The 19,046-nt window shown below is 61.5% G+C and carries 21 protein-coding genes; 12 read left to right on the top strand and 9 right to left on the bottom strand.

The annotated features are described in order from the left end of the window. Positions 1-18 precede the first annotated feature (18 nt). The 3 genes from galU to MQE22_RS09925 all read left to right on the top strand — a co-directional run bounded on the left by galU (position 19) and on the right by MQE22_RS09925 (position 1,833). Complete coding sequence (gene galU, locus MQE22_RS09915) at positions 19-906, top strand: UTP--glucose-1-phosphate uridylyltransferase GalU (protein ID WP_215871298.1); 888 nt, start codon at positions 19-21, stop codon at positions 904-906. Between the two features lie 88 nt (positions 907-994). Continuing rightward, a complete protein-coding gene (locus MQE22_RS09920) occupies positions 995-1,324 on the top strand; it encodes a DUF3579 domain-containing protein (protein WP_215871297.1) in 330 nt (109 codons plus the stop codon). After that, positions 1,324-1,833 (top strand): hypothetical protein, encoded by a 510-nt coding sequence (locus tag MQE22_RS09925; protein WP_215871296.1) that lies wholly within the window; start codon positions 1,324-1,326, stop codon positions 1,831-1,833. Before MQE22_RS09920 ends, MQE22_RS09925 begins: the two co-directional genes overlap by 1 nt. A 3-nt stretch (positions 1,834-1,836) precedes the next feature. Here MQE22_RS09925 and MQE22_RS09930 read toward each other — a convergent pair whose 3' ends face one another. Next, positions 1,837-2,412, bottom strand: coding sequence for a 3-deoxy-D-manno-octulosonic acid transferase (locus MQE22_RS09930; protein WP_215871295.1), 576 nt, complete (start codon positions 2,410-2,412; stop codon positions 1,837-1,839). A gap of 128 nt (positions 2,413-2,540) precedes the next feature. On the opposite strand from MQE22_RS09930, the gene glgA reads away from it, so the two are divergent. From glgA to MQE22_RS09960, 6 genes are all read left to right on the top strand, one after another. Then, positions 2,541-3,980 carry a glycogen synthase GlgA gene (glgA, locus tag MQE22_RS09935; RefSeq protein WP_255789688.1) on the top strand — a complete coding sequence of 480 codons (1,440 nt, stop codon included), beginning with the start codon at positions 2,541-2,543 and terminating at the stop codon, positions 3,978-3,980. A 34-nt stretch (positions 3,981-4,014) separates the two neighbouring features. Continuing rightward, on the top strand, positions 4,015-5,406 hold the full coding sequence (locus MQE22_RS09940) for an MBL fold metallo-hydrolase (RefSeq protein WP_215871294.1): 1,392 nt from the start codon (positions 4,015-4,017) through the stop codon (positions 5,404-5,406). A gap of 73 nt (positions 5,407-5,479) precedes the next feature. After that, on the top strand, positions 5,480-5,902 hold the full coding sequence (locus MQE22_RS09945; RefSeq protein WP_215871293.1) for a hypothetical protein: 423 nt from the start codon (positions 5,480-5,482) through the stop codon (positions 5,900-5,902). A gap of 31 nt (positions 5,903-5,933) precedes the next feature. Beyond that, entirely contained in the window at positions 5,934-6,569 is a 636-nt protein-coding gene (nth, locus tag MQE22_RS09950; protein WP_215871292.1) for an endonuclease III, read from the top strand. Beyond that, positions 6,562-7,608 carry a hypothetical protein gene (locus MQE22_RS09955; RefSeq protein WP_215871291.1) on the top strand — a complete coding sequence of 349 codons (1,047 nt, stop codon included), beginning with the start codon at positions 6,562-6,564 and terminating at the stop codon, positions 7,606-7,608. The genes nth and MQE22_RS09955 overlap by 8 nt, the downstream gene beginning before the upstream one ends. 64 nt (positions 7,609-7,672) lie before the next feature. Continuing rightward, complete coding sequence (locus tag MQE22_RS09960; protein WP_255789689.1) at positions 7,673-8,584, top strand: L,D-transpeptidase family protein; 912 nt, start codon at positions 7,673-7,675, stop codon at positions 8,582-8,584. A gap of 52 nt (positions 8,585-8,636) precedes the next feature. On the opposite strand, the gene MQE22_RS09965 is transcribed toward MQE22_RS09960, so the two are convergent. After that, entirely contained in the window at positions 8,637-9,029 is a 393-nt protein-coding gene (locus MQE22_RS09965) for an Lpp/OprI family alanine-zipper lipoprotein (RefSeq protein WP_226827102.1), read from the bottom strand. A 427-nt stretch (positions 9,030-9,456) separates the two neighbouring features. Here MQE22_RS09965 and MQE22_RS09970 point away from each other — a divergent pair, with 427 nt between their 5' ends. Next, positions 9,457-9,702, top strand: a complete 246-nt coding sequence (locus MQE22_RS09970; RefSeq protein WP_215871290.1) for a YgaP family membrane protein — start codon at positions 9,457-9,459, stop codon at positions 9,700-9,702. Here the strand turns inward: MQE22_RS09970 and MQE22_RS09975 are convergent. Beyond that, the gene (locus MQE22_RS09975; RefSeq protein ID WP_215871289.1) at positions 9,658-11,928 is read right to left on the bottom strand and encodes a TonB-dependent receptor; all 2,271 of its coding nucleotides are present in this window, start codon (positions 11,926-11,928) and stop codon (positions 9,658-9,660) included. The two genes, MQE22_RS09970 and MQE22_RS09975, sit on opposite strands and share 45 nt — an antisense overlap. 128 nt (positions 11,929-12,056) lie before the next feature. Here MQE22_RS09975 and MQE22_RS09980 point away from each other — a divergent pair, with 128 nt between their 5' ends. Both MQE22_RS09980 and MQE22_RS09985 read left to right on the top strand, forming a co-directional pair. After that, complete coding sequence (locus MQE22_RS09980) at positions 12,057-12,557, top strand: peptidylprolyl isomerase (protein WP_215872965.1); 501 nt, start codon at positions 12,057-12,059, stop codon at positions 12,555-12,557. A 3-nt stretch (positions 12,558-12,560) separates the two neighbouring features. Next, a complete protein-coding gene (locus MQE22_RS09985; RefSeq protein ID WP_215872966.1) occupies positions 12,561-13,340 on the top strand; it encodes a UDP-2,3-diacylglucosamine diphosphatase in 780 nt (259 codons plus the stop codon). A 16-nt stretch (positions 13,341-13,356) separates the two neighbouring features. Here MQE22_RS09985 and MQE22_RS09990 read toward each other — a convergent pair whose 3' ends face one another. The 6 genes from MQE22_RS09990 to MQE22_RS10015 form a co-directional block, all read right to left on the bottom strand. Continuing rightward, positions 13,357-14,865: an efflux transporter outer membrane subunit gene (locus tag MQE22_RS09990; RefSeq protein WP_226827104.1), complete on the bottom strand. Its 1,509-nt coding sequence runs from the start codon at positions 14,863-14,865 to the stop codon at positions 13,357-13,359. Between the two features lie 80 nt (positions 14,866-14,945). After that, entirely contained in the window at positions 14,946-15,254 is a 309-nt protein-coding gene (locus MQE22_RS09995; RefSeq protein WP_215872967.1) for a TehB family protein, read from the bottom strand. A gap of 15 nt (positions 15,255-15,269) precedes the next feature. Beyond that, complete coding sequence (locus MQE22_RS10000; protein ID WP_215885318.1) at positions 15,270-15,983, bottom strand: ABC transporter ATP-binding protein; 714 nt, start codon at positions 15,981-15,983, stop codon at positions 15,270-15,272. Between the two features lies 1 nt (position 15,984). Next, complete coding sequence (locus tag MQE22_RS10005) at positions 15,985-17,199, bottom strand: ABC transporter permease (protein WP_215872968.1); 1,215 nt, start codon at positions 17,197-17,199, stop codon at positions 15,985-15,987. Continuing rightward, positions 17,196-18,344 carry an efflux RND transporter periplasmic adaptor subunit gene (locus tag MQE22_RS10010; protein WP_215872969.1) on the bottom strand — a complete coding sequence of 383 codons (1,149 nt, stop codon included), beginning with the start codon at positions 18,342-18,344 and terminating at the stop codon, positions 17,196-17,198. The genes MQE22_RS10005 and MQE22_RS10010 overlap by 4 nt, the downstream gene beginning before the upstream one ends. Next, positions 18,341-18,949, bottom strand: a complete 609-nt coding sequence (locus MQE22_RS10015; protein WP_215872970.1) for a TetR/AcrR family transcriptional regulator — start codon at positions 18,947-18,949, stop codon at positions 18,341-18,343. Before MQE22_RS10015 ends, MQE22_RS10010 begins: the two co-directional genes overlap by 4 nt. Positions 18,950-19,046 lie beyond the last annotated feature (97 nt).

Genomic DNA, 19,046 nt, shown 5'->3' on the forward strand with positions numbered 1-19,046 from the left:
ACCACCAATGGAGGAAATATGGATCGTGTCCGCAAAGCAGTCTTTCCCGTAGCCGGCCTCGGCACCCGATTCTTGCCGGCGACCAAGGCCAGCCCGAAAGAGATGCTGCCGGTAGTCGACAAGCCCCTCATTCAATACGCCGTCGAGGAGGCGATCGCGGCCGGTTGTGACCAGATGATTTTCATCACCGGACGCGGCAAGCGGGCGATCGCCGACCACTTTGACGTATCCTACGAACTCGAGGCCGAACTCGAAAAAAAGGGAAAGAACGCCTTGCTGGAGCAGGTTCGCGCCATTGTTCCCAGCAACGTCAGCGTCATTCACCTGCGCCAACCCTACCCCCTGGGGCTGGGTCATGCGGTTTCCATGGCGCGCCCGGTGGTGGGCGACGAGCCCTTTGCCGTCCTTCTGGCCGATGACCTGATGCTGGCCGACGAGCCAGTACTGGCGCAAATGGTGGACCAATATCATCGCTATCAGGCGGGGATTCTGGGCGTCGAGGAGATTCCCTACGAGCACAGCGTCCGTTATGGTGTCGTCGAGGCGCGCGCCTGGGACGAGCAGATCTACCAGGTCAGCCGTATCGTGGAAAAGCCCAAGCCCGAGGAAGCGCCATCCAATCTGGGGGTAGTGGGGCGCTACATCCTCCCGGCGCGAATCTTCCATTTTCTGGAGAATGTCAGTACCGGCGCTGGCGGCGAGATCCAACTCACCGATGCCATCGCCAAACTGCTGAGCGAGCGTCAAGTTCTGGCTTATCGCTTTCACGGACAGCGCTTCGACTGTGGCGATAAATTGGGTTATCTGCAGGCCACCATCAATTTTGCGCTACGCCATCCCGAGGTCGGCTCTGCCTTCAATCGCTATCTGCAGGAACAATGCCAAAGCATGAGCACAGCGGATTGACCCACGCTGCACCGGTCACGCTGACCGCCTTTTCCGCTCTGGCGCCTCTTGGGTTATGCTATGGCGCGCTGAAGAGAAAGGGGGCGTCATGATCATCATTGAGGGTGTCACTGACAAAGGCGGCAAGTTCCGCCCCTCGGCCTGGGCAGAGATGCTCATCGAGGGGGTAGGACTAGCCCACTTTGGCAGCGACCACAAGATCCACTACCTGCCGATGATCGAACCGGCCACCATCAACGGCAACGCGGCGATCATCATGGATGAGGCGTTGGAGCAGTTACGCCCCGAAGCGTATAAGGAAATTCTGCATTTCGCCAAGGAAAATCACCTGATGATCCATTATGAGATCGGCACCCTGGCCGAGCGGCGCGCCGCCCAGAAAACGGCTACGCAGGCTGATTCCCGGCGCTCTTCCTGATGACACCAAGCCCGGCTTCGCGGCGCCGTTTTGCTATCCTCCTGTTTTCCGTCATTGGGCTGTATGGGCTCTTTGCGGCAGTCCTCAGCTGGCAGGTCATCCAAGCGCAAGGCAGTGTCCGCAACAACCTCAGCATCGCCTTGAACTCCATGGATTTTCTGCATCAGCGTCAAATGGATCTGGAAAACGATCCCGCCGTCCGCAACGAGCTCCAGTCGGCATGGGCAGAGCACCGGGCGCTCTGGGTAGGGAGCGACGCGCAGCGCTGGGCTCTGGCCTTTCTTGGCGAGTGGAACAAGGCGGCAGTGGCCCCCGCCTGCGGCGCCAAGGCACCAGCCTTTGTGCTGGGTAAGGCACCCGAAAACCGGCAGGAGCGAGCCTGCCATGTCTACGTGGCCGTTGTCGATGGTCGTATTCAGGTGACGGGCTACGACACCCAAGGTGCGGCTATGGATAATTTTTACGAATCACTCTATCCGTTTCACGTAGACGGTAACCCGACTCGCTAACAGCTATAGACTGCGTCCCTGCGCCTGCCACCAGGCCTTTGCCTTGTCGGCAGCCTCTTTCGCGCTGGCCGGGTCTTTGAGCCAGTCCCGCGCCTGCTCGGCAATCTCTTCGCTACTGGCTGCATAGCGTGCGCCGCCGGCCTGCAGCAGGCCCCGCCGCTCGGCGGTATCCGCCATCTTCGGTCCGAAGAGGATGGGGCAGCCGGCGCGGATCGGGCTTTCCAGGTCCACAGGCCCGTCACTCAGCGTACCGCCCGGCACACAAAAATCGGCACAGGCATAGAAAGCATCACGCACGGCAATCGTCTCCACGAAGTAGACGCGCGTCTTGATCGGCACATAGCTGGTGAACAGGCGGCTATGGCGAATGGTTTGCAAGTGGTACTTGAGGGCATCGCGGTAGACGGGTTCGAAGCGCTCTTCGCGATCCGGAGCAAGGATCATAATTCCCATCTGCACCCGCATCATCGCCAGAAAGCTACTGTACGCCTCTGGCTCCTCGTCGTTGTGGGTGTTGGGGAAATAGACCACGCAACGATTTCGGTCGCGAAATTCCTTGAAGCGCTCACAGACTTCCATTTCCTTCTTCTCCGCTTTCGAGTATCAGCCTTCGGCATACTACGGCAGGCCGGGAGAACTTTCAAAATTGGCGCAGGTATCGGGTAGTGGTATTTTCATCCCAGATTTTGCCGGTTGAGGAGTGCAGTGTGCGCGTTCTTTTTCTCGCCTCGGAAATGGCCCCTTATGCAAAAACCGGGGGGCTCGGCGACGTCATCGGTGCCCTTCCCGGACAACTGCGGGCGGAAGGAATCGAGACATGGGTCTTGCAGCCGTACTATGGCAAACCGGAATTGCAGTATCTCCGCTATCTGGGCAGCTTCACTCCTCCGTATACCGAACGCCAGGGAGAGCTCTGGTGCTTGCCCGCCGAGCCGCACACCCTCTTCCTGCGCGAACCCGGTTTCTACGAGCGTGGCGGCATCTACCAGGATCCCTTTGGACAGGACTGGCCGGACAACGCCCAGCGCTACGCCTATCTCAACCGGATGGGGGTGGAACTAGCCCAAGGGCGGATTCCCTTTCTGCCCGGGCGGATGGATCTACTGCATGCCCACGACTGGCAGGCAGGACTGGCGCCCTATCTCCTCGACCTGGAAGGTCGTATCGGCGCGCCACGCCCCGCCACCCTGCTCAGCATTCACAACCTGGCCTATCAGGGGCGCTTTTCACCGGAGTTACTCGCGTCCCTGCATCTGCCCCTTGCAGATTTTCATCCCGGCGGTATCGAGCTGTATGGCAGTTTTTCCTTCCTGAAGGCCGGGCTCGTCTATGCCGACGCCCTCAGCACCGTCAGCCCGCGCTATGCCCAGGAAATCCAGACCGAGGCCTTCGGCATGGGGCTGGACGGTCTCTTGCGGACACGTCACGCCGATCTGACCGGTATCCTCAATGGGATCGACGACACGCGCTGGAACCCGCGCGGCGACCCCTATCTGGTCGCCCACTACGACGAGCATGATCTCGCGGGCAAGGCGCGCTGTAAAAGTGCTCTGCAAAGCTTGCTCGGACTGTATCCCGATCCTGAAGTGTTGGTATTAGGGTTGATCAGCCGACTCGTCGAACAAAAGGGGATCGACCTCGTTCTGCAATTGGCTCCGGAATTACTGCGCGAACGCATCCAGCTGATCCTTCTGGGCAGTGGGGAGGCGCAGTACCAGGACCAGGCGCGGCAGCTAGCGCATCTGCATCCGGGGCAAATGGCAGTGCATATTGGTTTTGATGAGAGTCTTGCCCACCGCATCGAGGCAGGCATCGATGCCTTTCTCATGCCCTCGCGTTTCGAGCCCTGTGGCCTGAACCAGATGTTCAGCCTGCGCTATGGCAGCCCACCCATCGTCCATGCAACGGGGGGACTCGCCGATACCGTGGTCGATGTCGATCAGGATGTACGCGCTGGGAACGGCTTTGCCTTCGCGCCCGCCGGAATTGACGGCCTGCGCGATGCCATCCACCGGGCCCTGCGCCACTTTCAGCACCGCGAACACTGGCAGGAACTGCAACGCCGCGGCATGCAGGGCGACTATGGCTGGCAACGGGCGGCGCGGGAATATGTAGCGCTTTACAGAAAACTGCTGTCCGGCGCATGATCAAAGCACACGAGAACAACAAGGAGAACTGATCATGGAAATTTCCTTTCATGGTGCCGCGGGCGGTGTCACCGGCTCCTGTCACCATCTGCAGATTGGTGAGCGCCAGATCCTGGTGGATTGCGGCATTTTTCAGGGAGAAGGAGACATCGCCAAGGAAAATGCCGCCGATTTCGGTTTCTCGCCCAAGGACATCGATTATCTGTTGCTGACCCATGCGCACTTGGACCACTGCGGACGCATTCCTCTGCTCGTCAAACGTGGCTTTCGTGGCGAAATTCTCTGTACGGCGGCCACCCGGGACTTGGCGCGTCTGGTGATGCTCGACTCCGCTGGGCTTGCCGCCGAGGAGGCGAAACGGGCCAATCGACGTGCCTCGCGGCATGGTGACGAGCTGCAGGAGCCCCTCTATGAAGTGCAGGACGTACTGGACGCCATGGATCACTTCGGTCGTCTGGCCAAATACGACGAGCCCATCGACTTGTGTCCGGACATTACCGTACGGTTTGGCGATGCCGGCCACATCCTCGGCTCGGCGTGGGTGCATATCGAGGCCGTGGAAAGCGGCAAACGCCAAAGTTTTGTCTTTTCCGGTGACCTGGGCAATGCCGGCAAACCCATCATCCGCAGCCCGAGCCCGGCGCCCGAGGCAGATGTCCTGGTGATGGAATGCACCTATGGCGATCGCTTACACAAGGCTATGCAGCCCTCCATCGGCGAGCTTCGTGACGCCATCCTCGACACTCTAGAGCGCGGCGGTAACGCCATCATTCCCACATTCGCCCTCGAACGTGCCCAAGACCTGCTCTATTTTCTCCGCGAGATGATCGAGGCTGGCGAACTGCCCAAACAACTACCCGTATTTCTTGACTCGCCGATGGCCATTTCCGCTACCGAAATCTTTCGCCGCCATTCCGAATGTTTCAATGCCACGACCGGGAAGATCTTTCAGAGCGGTGTCGATCCCTTCGCACTGCCCAATCTGCACTTTACCCGGGAGACGGCGGAATCGATGCAGATCAATTTGATCAAGGGTGGAGCGGTAATCATGGCGGGCTCCGGCATGGCCAGTGGTGGCCGCGTTACCCATCACCTCAAACACAATCTCTGGCGCGCCGACAGCAGCGTTATCTTTGTTGGTTATGCGGCACAGGGGACCTTGGCCCGACGGATCATCGATGGCGCCAAGACCGTGCGGATCTTTGGCGAGGAGATCCAGGTACGCGCCAAAGTGCATACGATCGGCGGCTTCTCTGCCCATGCGGACCACGACGAACTCCTGCACTGGTATGGGGCCGAGCAACGCCCGGCAACTACCTTTCTGGTGCATGGCGAAGACAACGGCCGCGAGGGGATCGCCAAGGTATTGCGCGAGCGCAATCTGCGCTACCACTGTCCGGTCATTGGAGATCATTATTCCCTCTAAAAAATCCTTGACTACCCGCAAAAGCGGTAACCAGTCTATAATCACGTAGTTTTTCCGCACATAGGAGCAGTCCATGGCAGGTCACTTTCCGTTCTCTGGCAAAGCCAACCGCGTTTCTGTCTATGCCTTTTTTGAAGCACACGATTGGAGTCTGGAAGCGCAGGAGAAATATTTTGAGGATTGGTACGAGTGGACCAAGAACTATGTCCTCAACGACGCCGATCTGAAAGCCAGCAAAGGCGTTCTTTTCACCGGCGAACATTTCCACTTCGGGACGCATGCCGACCATGACTTTCATCTGCATGGCTACGCTATTGCGACCCGTTTGCTCGACCTTGGCGAGTTCATCAAGGGTGCCATCTTCCCCAAAATGGACCACGACGCCCTGCACGCGCTGGAGCACGAGCACCACGAGTGGGTCAAGGCAGCGGACGCCGTCAGTGCCGAGCATCCTCGTCCAGAAGCACCGGAAATCGGTCGTTACCGCCACGTCTGACACTCTGCATCCCGCGCCAGCGGGATCCGCGATGGACCCGAAAACCATAGCAACCTGTTTTGCCGCCCTGCGGGCGGCAATCCCCGAGCCGCGTACGGAGCTGCACTACGCCTCCCCGTTTCAACTCCTGGTGGCTGTGGTTTTGTCGGCGCAGAGTACCGACAAGGCGGTCAATCTCTGCACCGCCAGGCTCTTCGCCGCCGCGCCCGATGCGCAAGGGTTATGGGATCTGGGAGAAGAAAACATCCGGGAGCACATACGACACCTCGGACTCTTCAACACCAAGGCACGGAATGTTCACGCCCTGGCTGGAATCATCCTACACCAGTATCAAGGGGAAGTTCCGCGAGACCGTCAGGCGTTGGAATCTTTGCCCGGCGTTGGACGAAAAACCGCCAATGTCGTTCTCAACACGGTCTTTGCGGAACCGACCATTGCCGTCGACACGCATATTTTTCGGGTGGCCAATCGCACCGGCATTGCCCCAGGCAAAACCCCGCGTGCCGTTGAAGACCGCTTGATGCAGGTAGTGCCCAGAGAATTTCTGCTCGATGCCCATCACCTGCTGATCCTGCACGGCCGCTACACCTGTACTGCACGCAAGCCGCGCTGCAACGTCTGCGCCTTGCACGACTGCTGCATCTGGCCCAATAAACAACTTGGCTGAGAAGGCCGTCTCTTCCGGGTTTGCCACGGGTAGCAAAGGGCCAGAGGCCCTGCTCGATGATGCCGTAGCCATGGCTCTCGCGAAGCTTGCGGGGCCGGTCAGCGGGGCCCTCATTGTCTTCAGCCCGAGCCATCTGCCGCAACCACGCGCGGCCTTGCAGCGTCTTGCAAGACGTCTCGCCTGTCTGCAAATTCGCGCCGCTTCCTTCCCCGGAGTCATCAGCGATCATGGCAGCGCACTGGGACAGGCGGCCTGCGCGGTATTGCTGTTCTCTTCCCCCCTTGGACTCGGTGAACATGGTGCCAACACGCTGTTCTGGGCTAGCCCACAAGACTTGGATGCGGGAGAATTGCCCGCAGAAGAAAACGCGTCGATGGGAGTGGTCACCAGCAAACTTTCCTGGTTCTGGCAATATCCCCAGCGCCGGCACCTGCTGCGCACAGCATTGTTGGGTCCATTGCAACATCAGCAGGAAAGCTCTTCCGGTATCAGCCCGCTGACGAATCTCTTCCCATATTTTCGCCAAGAGGGTGCGTTACTCTTGCAGCTGGAACGCTATTCCGCTTTGCCTCTCCTTGCCCGCAACATCCCCTTTGCCTTGCGGGAAGCACGTCGGCTGCCCCTGGACCAACTGCTGGTAGCAGAGCGCGATGCGCAATCACGCATTCGCTACCTGCACATTGTCGCAACCGATGGCAATCGCAGCGGCCTATGGTTGGAGCGACCGCTGCGGGCGAACAGTCAGGTCTTTCTTGCCTGGCGTAATCCAGACGCGGCTCTACGGGACACCCGGGTAATTCTGGAGGCAGTCAGGCCGCGCGGGATGCCGGACTTCGCCTGGCTCAGCTACTCCTCTTCCCGCGCGATGGATTGTTCCTCACAAGCGAAAAACGAGCTGCGCTTATGGCATGAGCATTTCCCCAACTGTCCGATGCTGGGTGCTTTTGCCCACGCTGAGCTCATGACCGGCAGGAGGAGTGGACCAGAGCTCCAGCGCTTCAGTCTGGTCATGGATCTCTTTTATCGGCAGGGTACCTGAGATACTTGACCACCCCAGGCAATCTGGCAGACTCAGGCGGTTTCCATTGCTTCAGGTTTTCCCCGTGCGTTTGACCGCTGTTCTCCTATACTCGTTTTTCTGTGGCATCGGCGCCGCCTCTGCGACTACCTATCCCTTGCCGCAGGGCAATATGGTAGGAGAAATCCGCTATCTCAACGCACGTCATGAAGATACCTTGGTCGATATCGCCCGACAACAGGACATTGGTTACGATGCCCTGCGTGCCGCCAACCCAGGCGTCGATCCTTGGCTGCCTAAGGCCGGAACGCAGATCCTGCTTCCCAGCGAATACATCCTGCCTGCAACGCCGCGCCGGGGCATCGTCATCAACCTGCCAGCCATGCGCCTGTTCTACTACCCGCCGCACGGCAATACCGTAGAAACCTTTCCGATTGGCATTGGCCGGGAGGGTTGGAACACTCCCACTGGCACGACAACGATTACCGCCAAAATCCGCGATCCAAGCTGGACGCCTCCGGCCAGCATTCGCGCCGAACATGCAAAAAACGGCGATCCTTTACCCGCCGTTGTCGGCCCGGGCCCTGACAATCCGTTGGGACAATTTGCGTTGCGTCTTGGCTGGAGTGGATACCTGCTCCACGGTACCAACAAGCCCTATGGGGTGGGGATGCGGGTCAGTCATGGTTGTATCCGCCTGATGCCAAACGACATCGAGGCGTTGTTTGCGCAGGTCGCGCCGGGCACGGTCGTGCAGGTCGTTGACCAGCCTTGGCTTTGGGGGGAGCGCGACGGTTCTTATTTTTTGCAGGTGTTCCCACCCTTACACGAAAAACCGGATACGCGCGGGCAAGAACAGGCTTTCCGGCGCTGGCTACAGGAACAAATTCCGGCGGGAATGCAGATATCCTGGGTGCAGGCGCTCCAGGTTTTTCGCGAAGCAGATGGGGTGCCAACACTCATAGCGGTTCGTGACCCGATACCCGATGCAGACTGAAACAAAAAGCCCCGCCGAAGCGGGGCCTCTCAGTTTACCGAACCGGTAAAACTTACTTCATCATCGCCTTCTTGAACATCCGCTCAACCTTCTCGTTGGCCTCTTCAGCCTTCTGGTTGGCAGCATTGGCAGTGCTCATCGCCTGGTCAGCAGTGCTCTGCGCAGCATTGGCCTTGCTCAGAGCATCATTGGCGGTGTTCTGCGCCGCATTGGCCTTGGCGAGTGCCTCGTTGGCGGTAGACTGCGCAGCGTCAGCCTTGGAAGCAACCTTGGCGAGGTCGGAATTGGTGGCACAGCCAGCCAGACCCAAAGGCAGGATCAGGGCTGCAACTTTCAACGTGGTGGTCAGCTTGCTCATAACGGTCTCCTCATTTCGGGTGGAATAACGAGCAAAAAAATCAAGCAAAAACACCGGCATCCGAGCTATCACCGCGCGCATCTTCATGCAGACCGCAGCGCCTACTTGTCATACCGTGCCGACATTCTATTGCAGATACACCACAAGACTCAATAGATTGTGACCAAGTATGACCACGCTAGGCAAATCGTCTGACAAACTTACTCTTTCTGTTCCTAGACTCGTCCCAATCTTCGTGCGCCAGGAATGCAGTTCATCAGCCGTGGCAGCGGCAAGCTCTCCAGAAGAAAACATCACGACTATCATGCTGGTCTTGAGGGGATATTTGAAAAACGTCTCGCGAAGAAGACCCAAAAAGTCACAACTCTCTGGTCTTGATATGGAGCCCGAAGAACTTTGTCCCTTGCGACAAAATCTGCGCTACCGCCGCAAGTAGTGACGCAGCCGAATCATTGCATCCCGCTGAGGAAAGGCCTACAGTAAAGACCTTGGCATCCGATTTGGAGGAATCGCCATGAGAATCCGACCGAACATGCTGCCCGTAGAGCGTTGGCTGCGCCTGTATTTTGGCGCCATCCTGGTTGCCATCTACTTCATGAATCCCTTTCCCTACAAGGAATGGACCTTCTCCGGCCTGCTTCTGATTGCTACTGCGGCGATCGGTTACTGCCCGGTCTATGGATTTCTCCGACGCCGAAAAAAGGCGGACGCGGCCTCAGTGATAGTGCCAGTTGAAGGTCAAAGCGAGGGTACGCGCTGAGAGGGGGTAAAAGTTTGCCCCGCTATCTACTGTCAAACCACCGGTGTTGATGAAGCCGATGGCTCGGCGGTCAAAGAGATTGTAGAGCCAGATATCCAGGTCCAGTTCCTGCCGGTTCCAACGCCAGCGATGGCCGGCGTTGAGATCCGCCAGAAAGTAGGCGGAAACGGGTTCTGTGTGCAGGCTGTCGGCCCAGCGTTGTCCTAGATAGCGTCCGGCCACACTGGCGCGCCAGGCATCATCTTCATGTCGCAGCAGAAGGTTGCCGGTCCACAGAGGCGTATCCGGGGTCTGCAAGCCGGAAACCACGAGGGTCTGGCCGCCCAGCGACTGGAAATCGCGACTGAACGCGCTGCGGGTATAGTTGCCGTTGCCAGCGATCTGCCAGTGCGGTGCCATGCGCCACTCGGCGCTGATGCTGGCACCGAAGCTGCGGCCATCGCCCACGTTTTGCGGGTAGACCAATTGCGACAGCGGATCGAATACGGCTACCGACTTGTTGCGAAAGGTACCGTAATACCCCAGTAGTTCGACAAAGCCCGAGTCGTTGGCCCAGCGCAGTGCCAGATCCCCCTGGTCCGCGCGTTGCAGGCGCTGGGCATCCCATAACGACTGAATTGCCAGGCCCGCCTTTTGCAACGCGGCCACATTGGCCTGATAGGCAGGCCAGAGGTCATAGCCGGGGGAGGCCACATTGCTACCGGCGCTGGCGCGCAAGAGCCAATGCTCATTGAGCAGCCAACGGAAACCCAAGTAGGGCAGAAAAGCGCCCAGGGTGCGGCCGGTCACGGAGAGCGCAGTAACGGGCTGTGCCTGCGCCAATGCTTGGTTAAGAGAGTCGGTACTGATCCCGGCTGTGGCATAGGCCTGCAAACTCGGCAGTCGATCCCAGAGATATCGCCCGCCCAGCGTCAGCGCCAAGGCACCGGACTGCCAGGATTGTTCGGCAAAGAGGCTGTCGTAGCGCTCCGCGCGAGTGGGGCCACTGAGCAGGGACCAGCGCAAAAACTGCAGGCCGCCGCCAACGGTCGGTAGATACAGGGCGCTGTTGGTGGCCGGATGTGGCGCGATCTTTTCGTCATGCCAATACCCCGCCTGCCAGCGCCAAGGCCCGAGACGTTTCTCCCATTGTAGGCGCAGCCCCCAGCGCCAGGAATCGATGTCGGTGCGCTGGACGAGCGGTTGTGTCCCCTGCAGCAAGCCGCGCTGGTACCAGCCCGTTTCTTTCATGCCGTAGGGCTCCAATTGCACCGCGCCAAGGCGCCCGAGACTCTGCTGCCAAAGCAACAGCAGGGCATCGTTGCGAAAATCTTGGCGGTTGTAGCCCTGATACCAAGCGGCCTCAGGGGATCGGGGGTCAGACGCTGGCGTGGCGTTGTAACCTAAGTCGCCGAATCGGGCCAAGTCCTGAGACTGGGCAAAGGTCAGGGGGCGGTAATTGTCGCTGCGGTAGTCGTTGTGCGTATAAAAAAGGCGCAGGCGGCCACTGGCGTAAGGCTGCTGCCAGGCGAGCGCCACGTTGCTGCGCCCGGCGGGAGCGAAGCCGCTGCCACGCCAGATATCGGCACGGGTGAAGGAGTCAGAAACAAAGAGACTGGAGCCCCCCGGCAGAAGGCCGCTATCCCAGCGCAGAAAACTTCGGGAAAACCAGTTGCTGCCAATGCTTTGCCGCAGGAGCCACGAGCTCTGCGCCTGCGGCCAGAGCAGCTCGCTGTCCACCACCCCGGCGATCGTACCGGGTGCCGTGAGAAAGGGCGGCACCGCACCGGCATAGAGGGTCACGCTGCGCACATCCTCCTGGTCTACCAGCCATTGTCCGGGCCCGGAAAAACCGGCAATGAAAGGTACGCCGGCGAGCAGATCGCCAGCGCCATGTTGGGCGGTCTCACCACGCACGCGCAAGCCCTTGTTGGCACTTTGCACGTTGGCAAGGTTGAGGGCATCCGGCGCGTTATAGGACACGCCCGGCAGAAAGCCCAGCGCTGCATCGGCATTCGCGCCACCGGGGCCAGCCAGCGCCTCGATCTGCCGTTGCTGCAGACGAAAGGCGCTGGCGCTGTGGCCTGGCAGATTTTCCCCCAGGGCCGGTGCCAACGCCGCCGCCATCCCGCTGCTTTGTACCGTACCGAGATCCTCTGCCAGCACGCTGTCACTGAGCGCAGAGGATACTGCCCATAGCGCCGCAAAGCCTGCCTGAGCGCGCAGACGCCGCGAAGTCTTCTTCATTTTGCTCCCACCATATTTGCAACTTTGTTGCAAATACTAATGAAGAGTCAGAATTCGGGCAAGAGGCTCGACAAGCGGCGGCAAGGCCCCTACTCTGGGCAAAATTTTCTCACAGATAGGAGTCCGTCATGGAACAAGTGGTACTGCATACCAATCACGGCGACATTCAGATCGAACTGGATGACGCCAAGGCCCCAAAGACCGTCGCCAACTTCTTGCAATATGTCGACGAAGGTTTTTTTGATGGGACCATCTTCCATCGCGTGATCCCGGGTTTCATGATTCAGGGCGGCGGTTTCACCGAGAAAATGCAGCAGAAAAATACCCACGATACGATCAAAAACGAGGCGGAAAATGGCCTGAAAAATGAGCGCGGCACTTTGGCCATGGCGCGTACCAACGATCCGCACTCGGCCACGGCGCAGTTCTTCATCAATCTCGTGGACAACGATTTTCTCAACTTCCGTTCCGCTTCCGGCAGCGGCTGGGGCTATGCCGTCTTCGGCAAGGTCACTTCCGGGATGGAAGTGGTGGACGCCATTGCCAAGGTAGCCACCGGCAACCACGGCATGCACCAGGATGTGCCCAAGGAAGCCGTGGTGATCGAAAAGGCCGAACGTATCGCCTGATCTGTGCACCCGGCACCAGCCGCCCTCGCGCAGCGGCAGGGAGACCTCCTCTGCCTCTCCGACCTGCATCTCGGCCCACAGCGACCGGAGCTGACCGAGCTCTTTCTGCGCTTTTGCCGGGAGATTCCGGCAGGGGTCAGCGATCTCTGCATTCTGGGCGATCTCTTCGATTTCTGGGTGCACCGCGCACAAGCGCTGGAAGAATCGCAGAACCGCGTGCTGCGGGCCCTACATATGGTGCAGGAGGGCGGCATCCGCGTCTGGGTGATGACCGGCAATCGGGACTTCGCCCTGGCACCCTCTCTTCTGGCGGAGTTCGGGATTGCGGCGTTACCCGATCCGACCCTGCTTCCCGGCGGGATCGTCCTGACCCATGGAGATCTGCTCTGTACCCAGGACCATCGCTATCTGCGCTTTCGCCGGATCATCCGCAATCCCCTCCTGCTCGGCCTCTTGCGCATCCTGCCCTATGCCGTCCTGCTGGGAATCGGCCGTCGATTACGACGCAGCAGCCAAAAGGAGCTACAAAAAAAGACCATCACCATGATGCAGGCAACGGATCGTGGCATCGCCATGGCAATCCAGGGCGAGGGCATCTTTGCCAGTCCTTCGGCACCCTATCGCATCCTCATCCACGGTCATACACATCAAGCCATCGACGAGGATCTTCCAGCTCTCCACGCGCATCGCTTTGTGCTCAGCGACTGGAACACTACGGGGGCCACCCTGCTGCGCTGCGCGCCGACGGGCGAGTGTTCGCTTTGGTGCTACCCTCCGCGCTGAATGCGAACTTCGACACTCAGCTCCGCTCCTGCCAGGCTCCGCCACCGAGTGCCTGATACAGGGCAATGCTATCAGTCAAGCGTTGTCCTTGGGCCGCAAGCAGTCCAAGGCGAGTCTGTTGAACCTGCTGCCGGGCAATGAGCAACTGCACATAACTGGCCACGCCAAGGCGGTATTGCTGCTCGACAGAGTCGAGAGTACCCTGCGCTGCATGCTCCGCCGCAGCCTCGGCAGCCAGTGTCTGGGCGTCGTTTTCCACGGCACGCAGTACATCGGCGACGTTCCGCAAGGCCTCCAGCACCACCTCCTGATAATGGCCAGCGGCCGCGTCGAGGGCGGCGCGTGCTGCCCGTTTTTCCGCCGGCAGACCAGGATGGAATAGGGGCTGAGTCAGTTGTCCGACCAAGCTCCAGACTGCGGAGCCGGGACCGAACAGAGCGCCAGCAGTAAGGGCCTGACTGCCGAGGGTGGCACTCAGATTGAGCTGGGGATACAGCTTGGCCAGGGCGACGCCATACTCGGCATTGGCCGCATGTAGCAGCGCCTCGGCGGCGAGAATGTCCGGGCGCTGCCGCGCCAGCTCAGAGGGCAAGCTGAGCGGCAGTTCGGCGGGTAGAGTAAAGTCCGCCAACGTAAATTCCGGAATGCCACCGGCACCCGGGGCGCGGCCAGCCAGCACGGCGAGCTGGTGCTCAGCCTGCTGCATCTGTTTGCGCAAGGCAGGCACTTGCGCCCGCGTCTGCTCCGCCTGGGTCTGCAAGGCTAGCACTTCATCTGGCGCCGCCTGACCTAGCCGCAGACGCTCGCGGGCAATCCGTATCTGTTCCTCCTGACTCTGCAGCATCGCCGTAGTCGCCTGAAGCTGGCCAGCAAGCTTCGCTCGGGTGATGGCAGCGGTAGCGATATTCCCTGCTAGGGTCAGACGCGCAGCCTCCAATTCATAGCGCTGGTAGTCCGCGCGTGCGGAGAGGGCTTCCAGGGCGCGACGGTTGCCACCGGCAAGGTCCAGGTTGTAGTGCATTCCAAGATTGGCACTGTAGATGCTGAATGTACGGGCATTGCCTACCTGCCCCAAGGTACCGGGATTGAAGCGTTGACGCTGGGCAGCAGCGCCAGCATCTACCTGGGGATAGAGTGTCGATCCTGCCTGCGCCGCATGGAGCTCCTCCGCCTGCCGCAAAGTGGCCTGCGCAGAGGCCAGCGTTGGGCTGTTCTGCAAGGCCTGCTCGATCAGGGCGTCTAGCTTGGACGAGCCCAGATTCCGCCACCACTGCGCAGCCACACGGGCGTTCGTACGGAAGTGTTGTGCCTCGCCCAGGGCGGTGGGGGAAGACAGCGTTTGCGCCGACAACGGCGTGGCCGTATAGCTCGCCATCGTGGGCGGAGCGGGCCGCTGGAAATTCGGACCAGCGGCGCAGGCGGCCAGCGAGCCGGCAAGGGCCATTGCCATGACTGCGCGAAATGGAGCATTGTTGCCAGCGCCGCGGCAAACGCCAAAAATGCGCGTCAAGCCATTGTTATACATATAAATGCTCCACGAATGACGAGAAAAACTCTGATGATGGACAACTGTCTTCAGCAATACGGACCATGCTAACCTCCCTTTCAGCCGTGCGGATCGCCGACGTCCGGCGCGACGGCGTGGAACTCGACATAGAAGCGCACCGGCCCAAGCGGTGCGACTTCATGCGGCACCGTCGGCTCGACCACCCCCGGGTGGCCAGGGGTGAGCAGGTGGCGTTCCTCGACCGGCTCCAGGATGCGGTACTCGAGCGTCCCTTCGAGCACGTGGATCATCGCCCACACCCCCGGCTTGGTGCTGTGGTGCCGCAGCAGCCCAGCGGGGATGGTGGCCTCGGTGAACTCGGGCGTGCGGCGGTAGGGGCGGACATCGGCGGGAAGCTGGGTTTTCATGTCGTCTCCAGGGTTTCAGTCGAAGCCGCGGCCTTCACCGGCCTCTTCATGGGTCACGCCGTCGCGGATGTGGTAGATGCGCTTGAAGGTGGGGATGATCTTCTCGTCGTGGGTGACGACGATGATGGCGGTTTGATACTTCTTCGCCATGTCGTTGAGGATGCGGATCACCGCCATGGCGCGCTGCGAATCGAGCGGCGCGGTGGGCTCGTCGGCCAGAATCACCGGCGGGTGGTTGACCAGGCCGCGGGCGATGGCTACGCGCTGCTGCTCGCCGCCGGAGAGCTGCGAGGGCATGGCCTTGGCGCGATGCTGCACATCCAGCGCAGTGAGCAGTTCCAGCGCGCGCGCGCGCGCCTCGGCGTTGGGCATGCCGGCCAGCATGGGCAGCAGGGCGACGTTGTCGGTGACGTCGAGGAAGGGAATGAGGTAGGGCGCCTGGAACACGAAGCCGATCCTGTCGCGGCGCAGGGCGCGCAGGTCGCGCACCTTCCAGCCGTCGTCGTAGATCACTTCGTCGCCCAGAACCATGCGACCGGCCGTGGGGTCGATCACCGCGCCCAGACACTTGAGCAGGGTGCTCTTGCCCGAGCCCGACGGCCCGACCAGACCGACCACCTCGCCGGGATCGACCTGCATGGTCACGCCCTTGAGCGCGTCCACCGCGGTGTCGCCGCTGCCGTAGCGCTTTTTCAAGCCTTCGATGCGGATGCCTTTGTTCGTGCTCATCTCAGCCCCCGATCGCCTCGGCCGGATCGACCTTGAGCGCCATGCGGATGGCAATCAGGCTCGCCAGCGCGCAGATGACGATGACGGCGGCCAAGCCCTTGAGCGAGTCACCCGGCAGCAGCAGCACATACTTCGGAAAGATCGGCGCCGCAAAGGTGGCGGTGATCTTGCCCACGGCAAAGCCGATCAGGCCGAGCGCGAGCGCCTGCTGCATGATCATCGCGGCGATGGTGCGGTTGCGCGTGCCGATGAGCTTGAGCACCGCGATCTCGCGGATCTTGTCCATGGTCAGGGTGTAGATGATGAAGGCGACGATGGCCGCGCTGACCATGGCCAGGATGACCATGAACATGCCGATCTGCTTGGCCGCGGTGGCGATGAGCTTGTTGACCAGAATGTCTTCCATCTGCGCGCGGGTGAACACCGTGAGCCGCTTCCAGCGCCGGATGGGTTCAGCTACTTCGTTGGCGGTAGTGCCGGGCTTGATGCGCACCAGCACGGCGTTGACATAGTTGTTGCTGCTTTGCGAGGCGATCACCGCGTCGAGCAGACCGGGCACGCCGGGGCGGTTGAAGGCCGGATTTTCGGCGGTGCGGCGGCGCTGCTGCAGGATGGCCTCGTTGTCCTTGAGGAACTGCGCCTGCTGCGCGTCCTTGAGCGGGATGAACACCATCGGGTCGCCGTTGGACGACACCATGCGCCGGGTCAGGCCGACCACGGTGTAGCGGTTGCGCCGGATCTGCAGGGTGTCGCCCAGGCGAAAGCCGCTGGCGATGTCGGCCACCGCCTCGTAGTGGCTGCGCGTGATCTGGCGCCCGGCGACGAGATACGGCGGCCAGCCGGCCGTGCCGGGGCCGTCGGCGGAAACGCCCACCACCATGGCACGCACGTCGCGCTGCTGGCTGCGGTTGACCGCGCGCACCTGCATGGTCAGGTAGGTGACATTGGCGGCGCTGGCCACGCCCGGCATCGCGGCGATGCCGCGCCAGGTATCGTCATACAGGCTGGACGACTCGGCGTACGGCCCTTGCGTGTCCTTCTGCACCACCCACAGGTCGGCGCCGCTGTTGTCCAGCAGCACCATGGCATCGTCGATCATGCCGCGATAGACCCCGGCCATGGTCAGGGTCACGCCGATCAGCAGGCCCAGACCGATGCCGGTGAAGACGAACTTGCCCCAGGCATGCAGGATGTCGCGGCCGGCCAGGCTGATCACGGCGTCACTCCGGGAATGCGATCGACGATGCTGAAGCGGCTGCCCGCGCGCAGGCTGCGCTGGCTGTAGACCACCACGCGCTCACCCGCCTTCACGCCATCGACCTGGACATGGCCTTCGAGGTCGCTGCCCAGCACTTTGACGGGCACGAACTCCAGCTTGTCCGCGTGGATGCGCCACACGCCGAGCTTGCCGTCCACATGCTGCAGGCTGGCGTTGGGCAGGGTCGGGCGCGCAGGCAGGGCCGGCAGGCTCACCGTCACCTCGGCCAGTTCGCCCAGCGGCGGTAGGGGCTTCGGCACTTGCGCGAAGCGGACCTTCGCCAGGGTTTCCTCGGTGACGGCGTCGGCCAGCGGCTCCACGCGCAGCACGCTGCCGGGCAGGGTCTGACCCGAGCGCGAGCGCAGCACGATGCGCGCCGCCTCGCCCGCGGCCAGGCTGCTGGCGCTGAGCTGGTCGAAGCGGGTGTCGATCCACAGGCTGTTCGGGTCGATCATCTCGATCACCGGCGCCCCGGCGACCACGGTGGTGCCGGGGTCGGCGTCGCGGGCGGTGATCAGGCCGTCCGCCGGGGCGATGAGCTTGAGATTGCCGCGCTGCGCGCCCACGCCCTGGGCATCGGCCTGGGCGCGTTTGAGGGCGTCGCGGGCGGCGGCCAACGCGGTATCGGCCACGCGCAGCTCCTGGCGCTTCACATCGGCCACCTCCTTGCTGGTGCCATGCACGGCGAGCAATTGGTCGTAGCGCTCGGCCTGGCTGGCGGCGAAGTCGCGCTGCGCCTGCGCCTGCTGCAACTGCGCCTGCGCGCTGCGCATCGCCGCATCGAGCCCGCTCTGGCGCTGGCCGAGATCGACCGGATCCATCTCACCCAGCAGCTGGCCGGCCTTGACCTGGTCGCCCACATGCACGTTCAGCCGCAACACCCGCCCGGCCACGGTCGGGCCGATGCTGTAGGTGTAGCGCGCCTGCACGGTGCCGATGCCGAACAGAGCCGGTTGCAGGGCGCGGCTTTCCACCTTGGTTGTCGTGACCGGCACCGGCGCCAGCGGCCCGGAGCGCAGCGCCACATAGCCGAGCAAGATCAGAATGGGCACCAGTACGGCAAGCAGCAGCAGGGTGCGGCGGTTCATTGCGGAAAACGTCATGGCTGGCTCCGAATGCAGCGACGGTACAGCGCGAACACCCCTGGTGCCGCGCTGCGAATGTGTTGGGGTTTGCCGTTCAGCAGGGTCTGCATCACCAGGCCCTGGATGGCGCCGATGAACATCGCGGCGGCGGCGTCTGCGGTGATGTCTGAGCTCAGTTCCCCGCGCTGCTGGCCCGTGGTAATGAGCTGGCGCACGCGCTTGCCGTAGGCCGAAAGCAGGCTGCGGGCGACGCGCTTGGCGGCGGTGTCCTCGGCGCGCTGAAGTTCACCGAACAGCATGCGCGGCACCCCCGGATGCTCGGCAACGAAGTCGCAGTGCGTGAGAAACACGGCCTCCAGGGCGTCGAGGGCATCGCTGTGCGTGCCCATGGCGGCGTCCACCCGCGCCATCAGCCGGGCCGCCACCCAGTCCATCACCGCCTCCCACAGCGCTTCCTTGCTGGGAAAGTGGCGGAACAAGGCGCCTTGCGTCAGCCCCATGTGGCGCGCAATCGCGCTGGTGGTGATGTCGCCGGGATTGTGCTCGGCAGCCAGCGCGATCACAGCTTCGACCGTGACCTCGCGGCGCACGTCGGCGGGTAGATGTTCGGGGTGGGAATCCATGACGTCTTCCAATAGAAAGTAATTAATTACTATCTTATCCGTTGGAACCTGTATGTCAAGATGCCGTATGCGGGCATCGGGACATCTGCAACAGCAG

The sequence above is a fragment of the Acidithiobacillus sp. YTS05 genome (assembly GCF_024396695.1).
GTDB lineage: Bacteria > Pseudomonadota > Gammaproteobacteria > Acidithiobacillales > Acidithiobacillaceae > Igneacidithiobacillus > Igneacidithiobacillus copahuensis.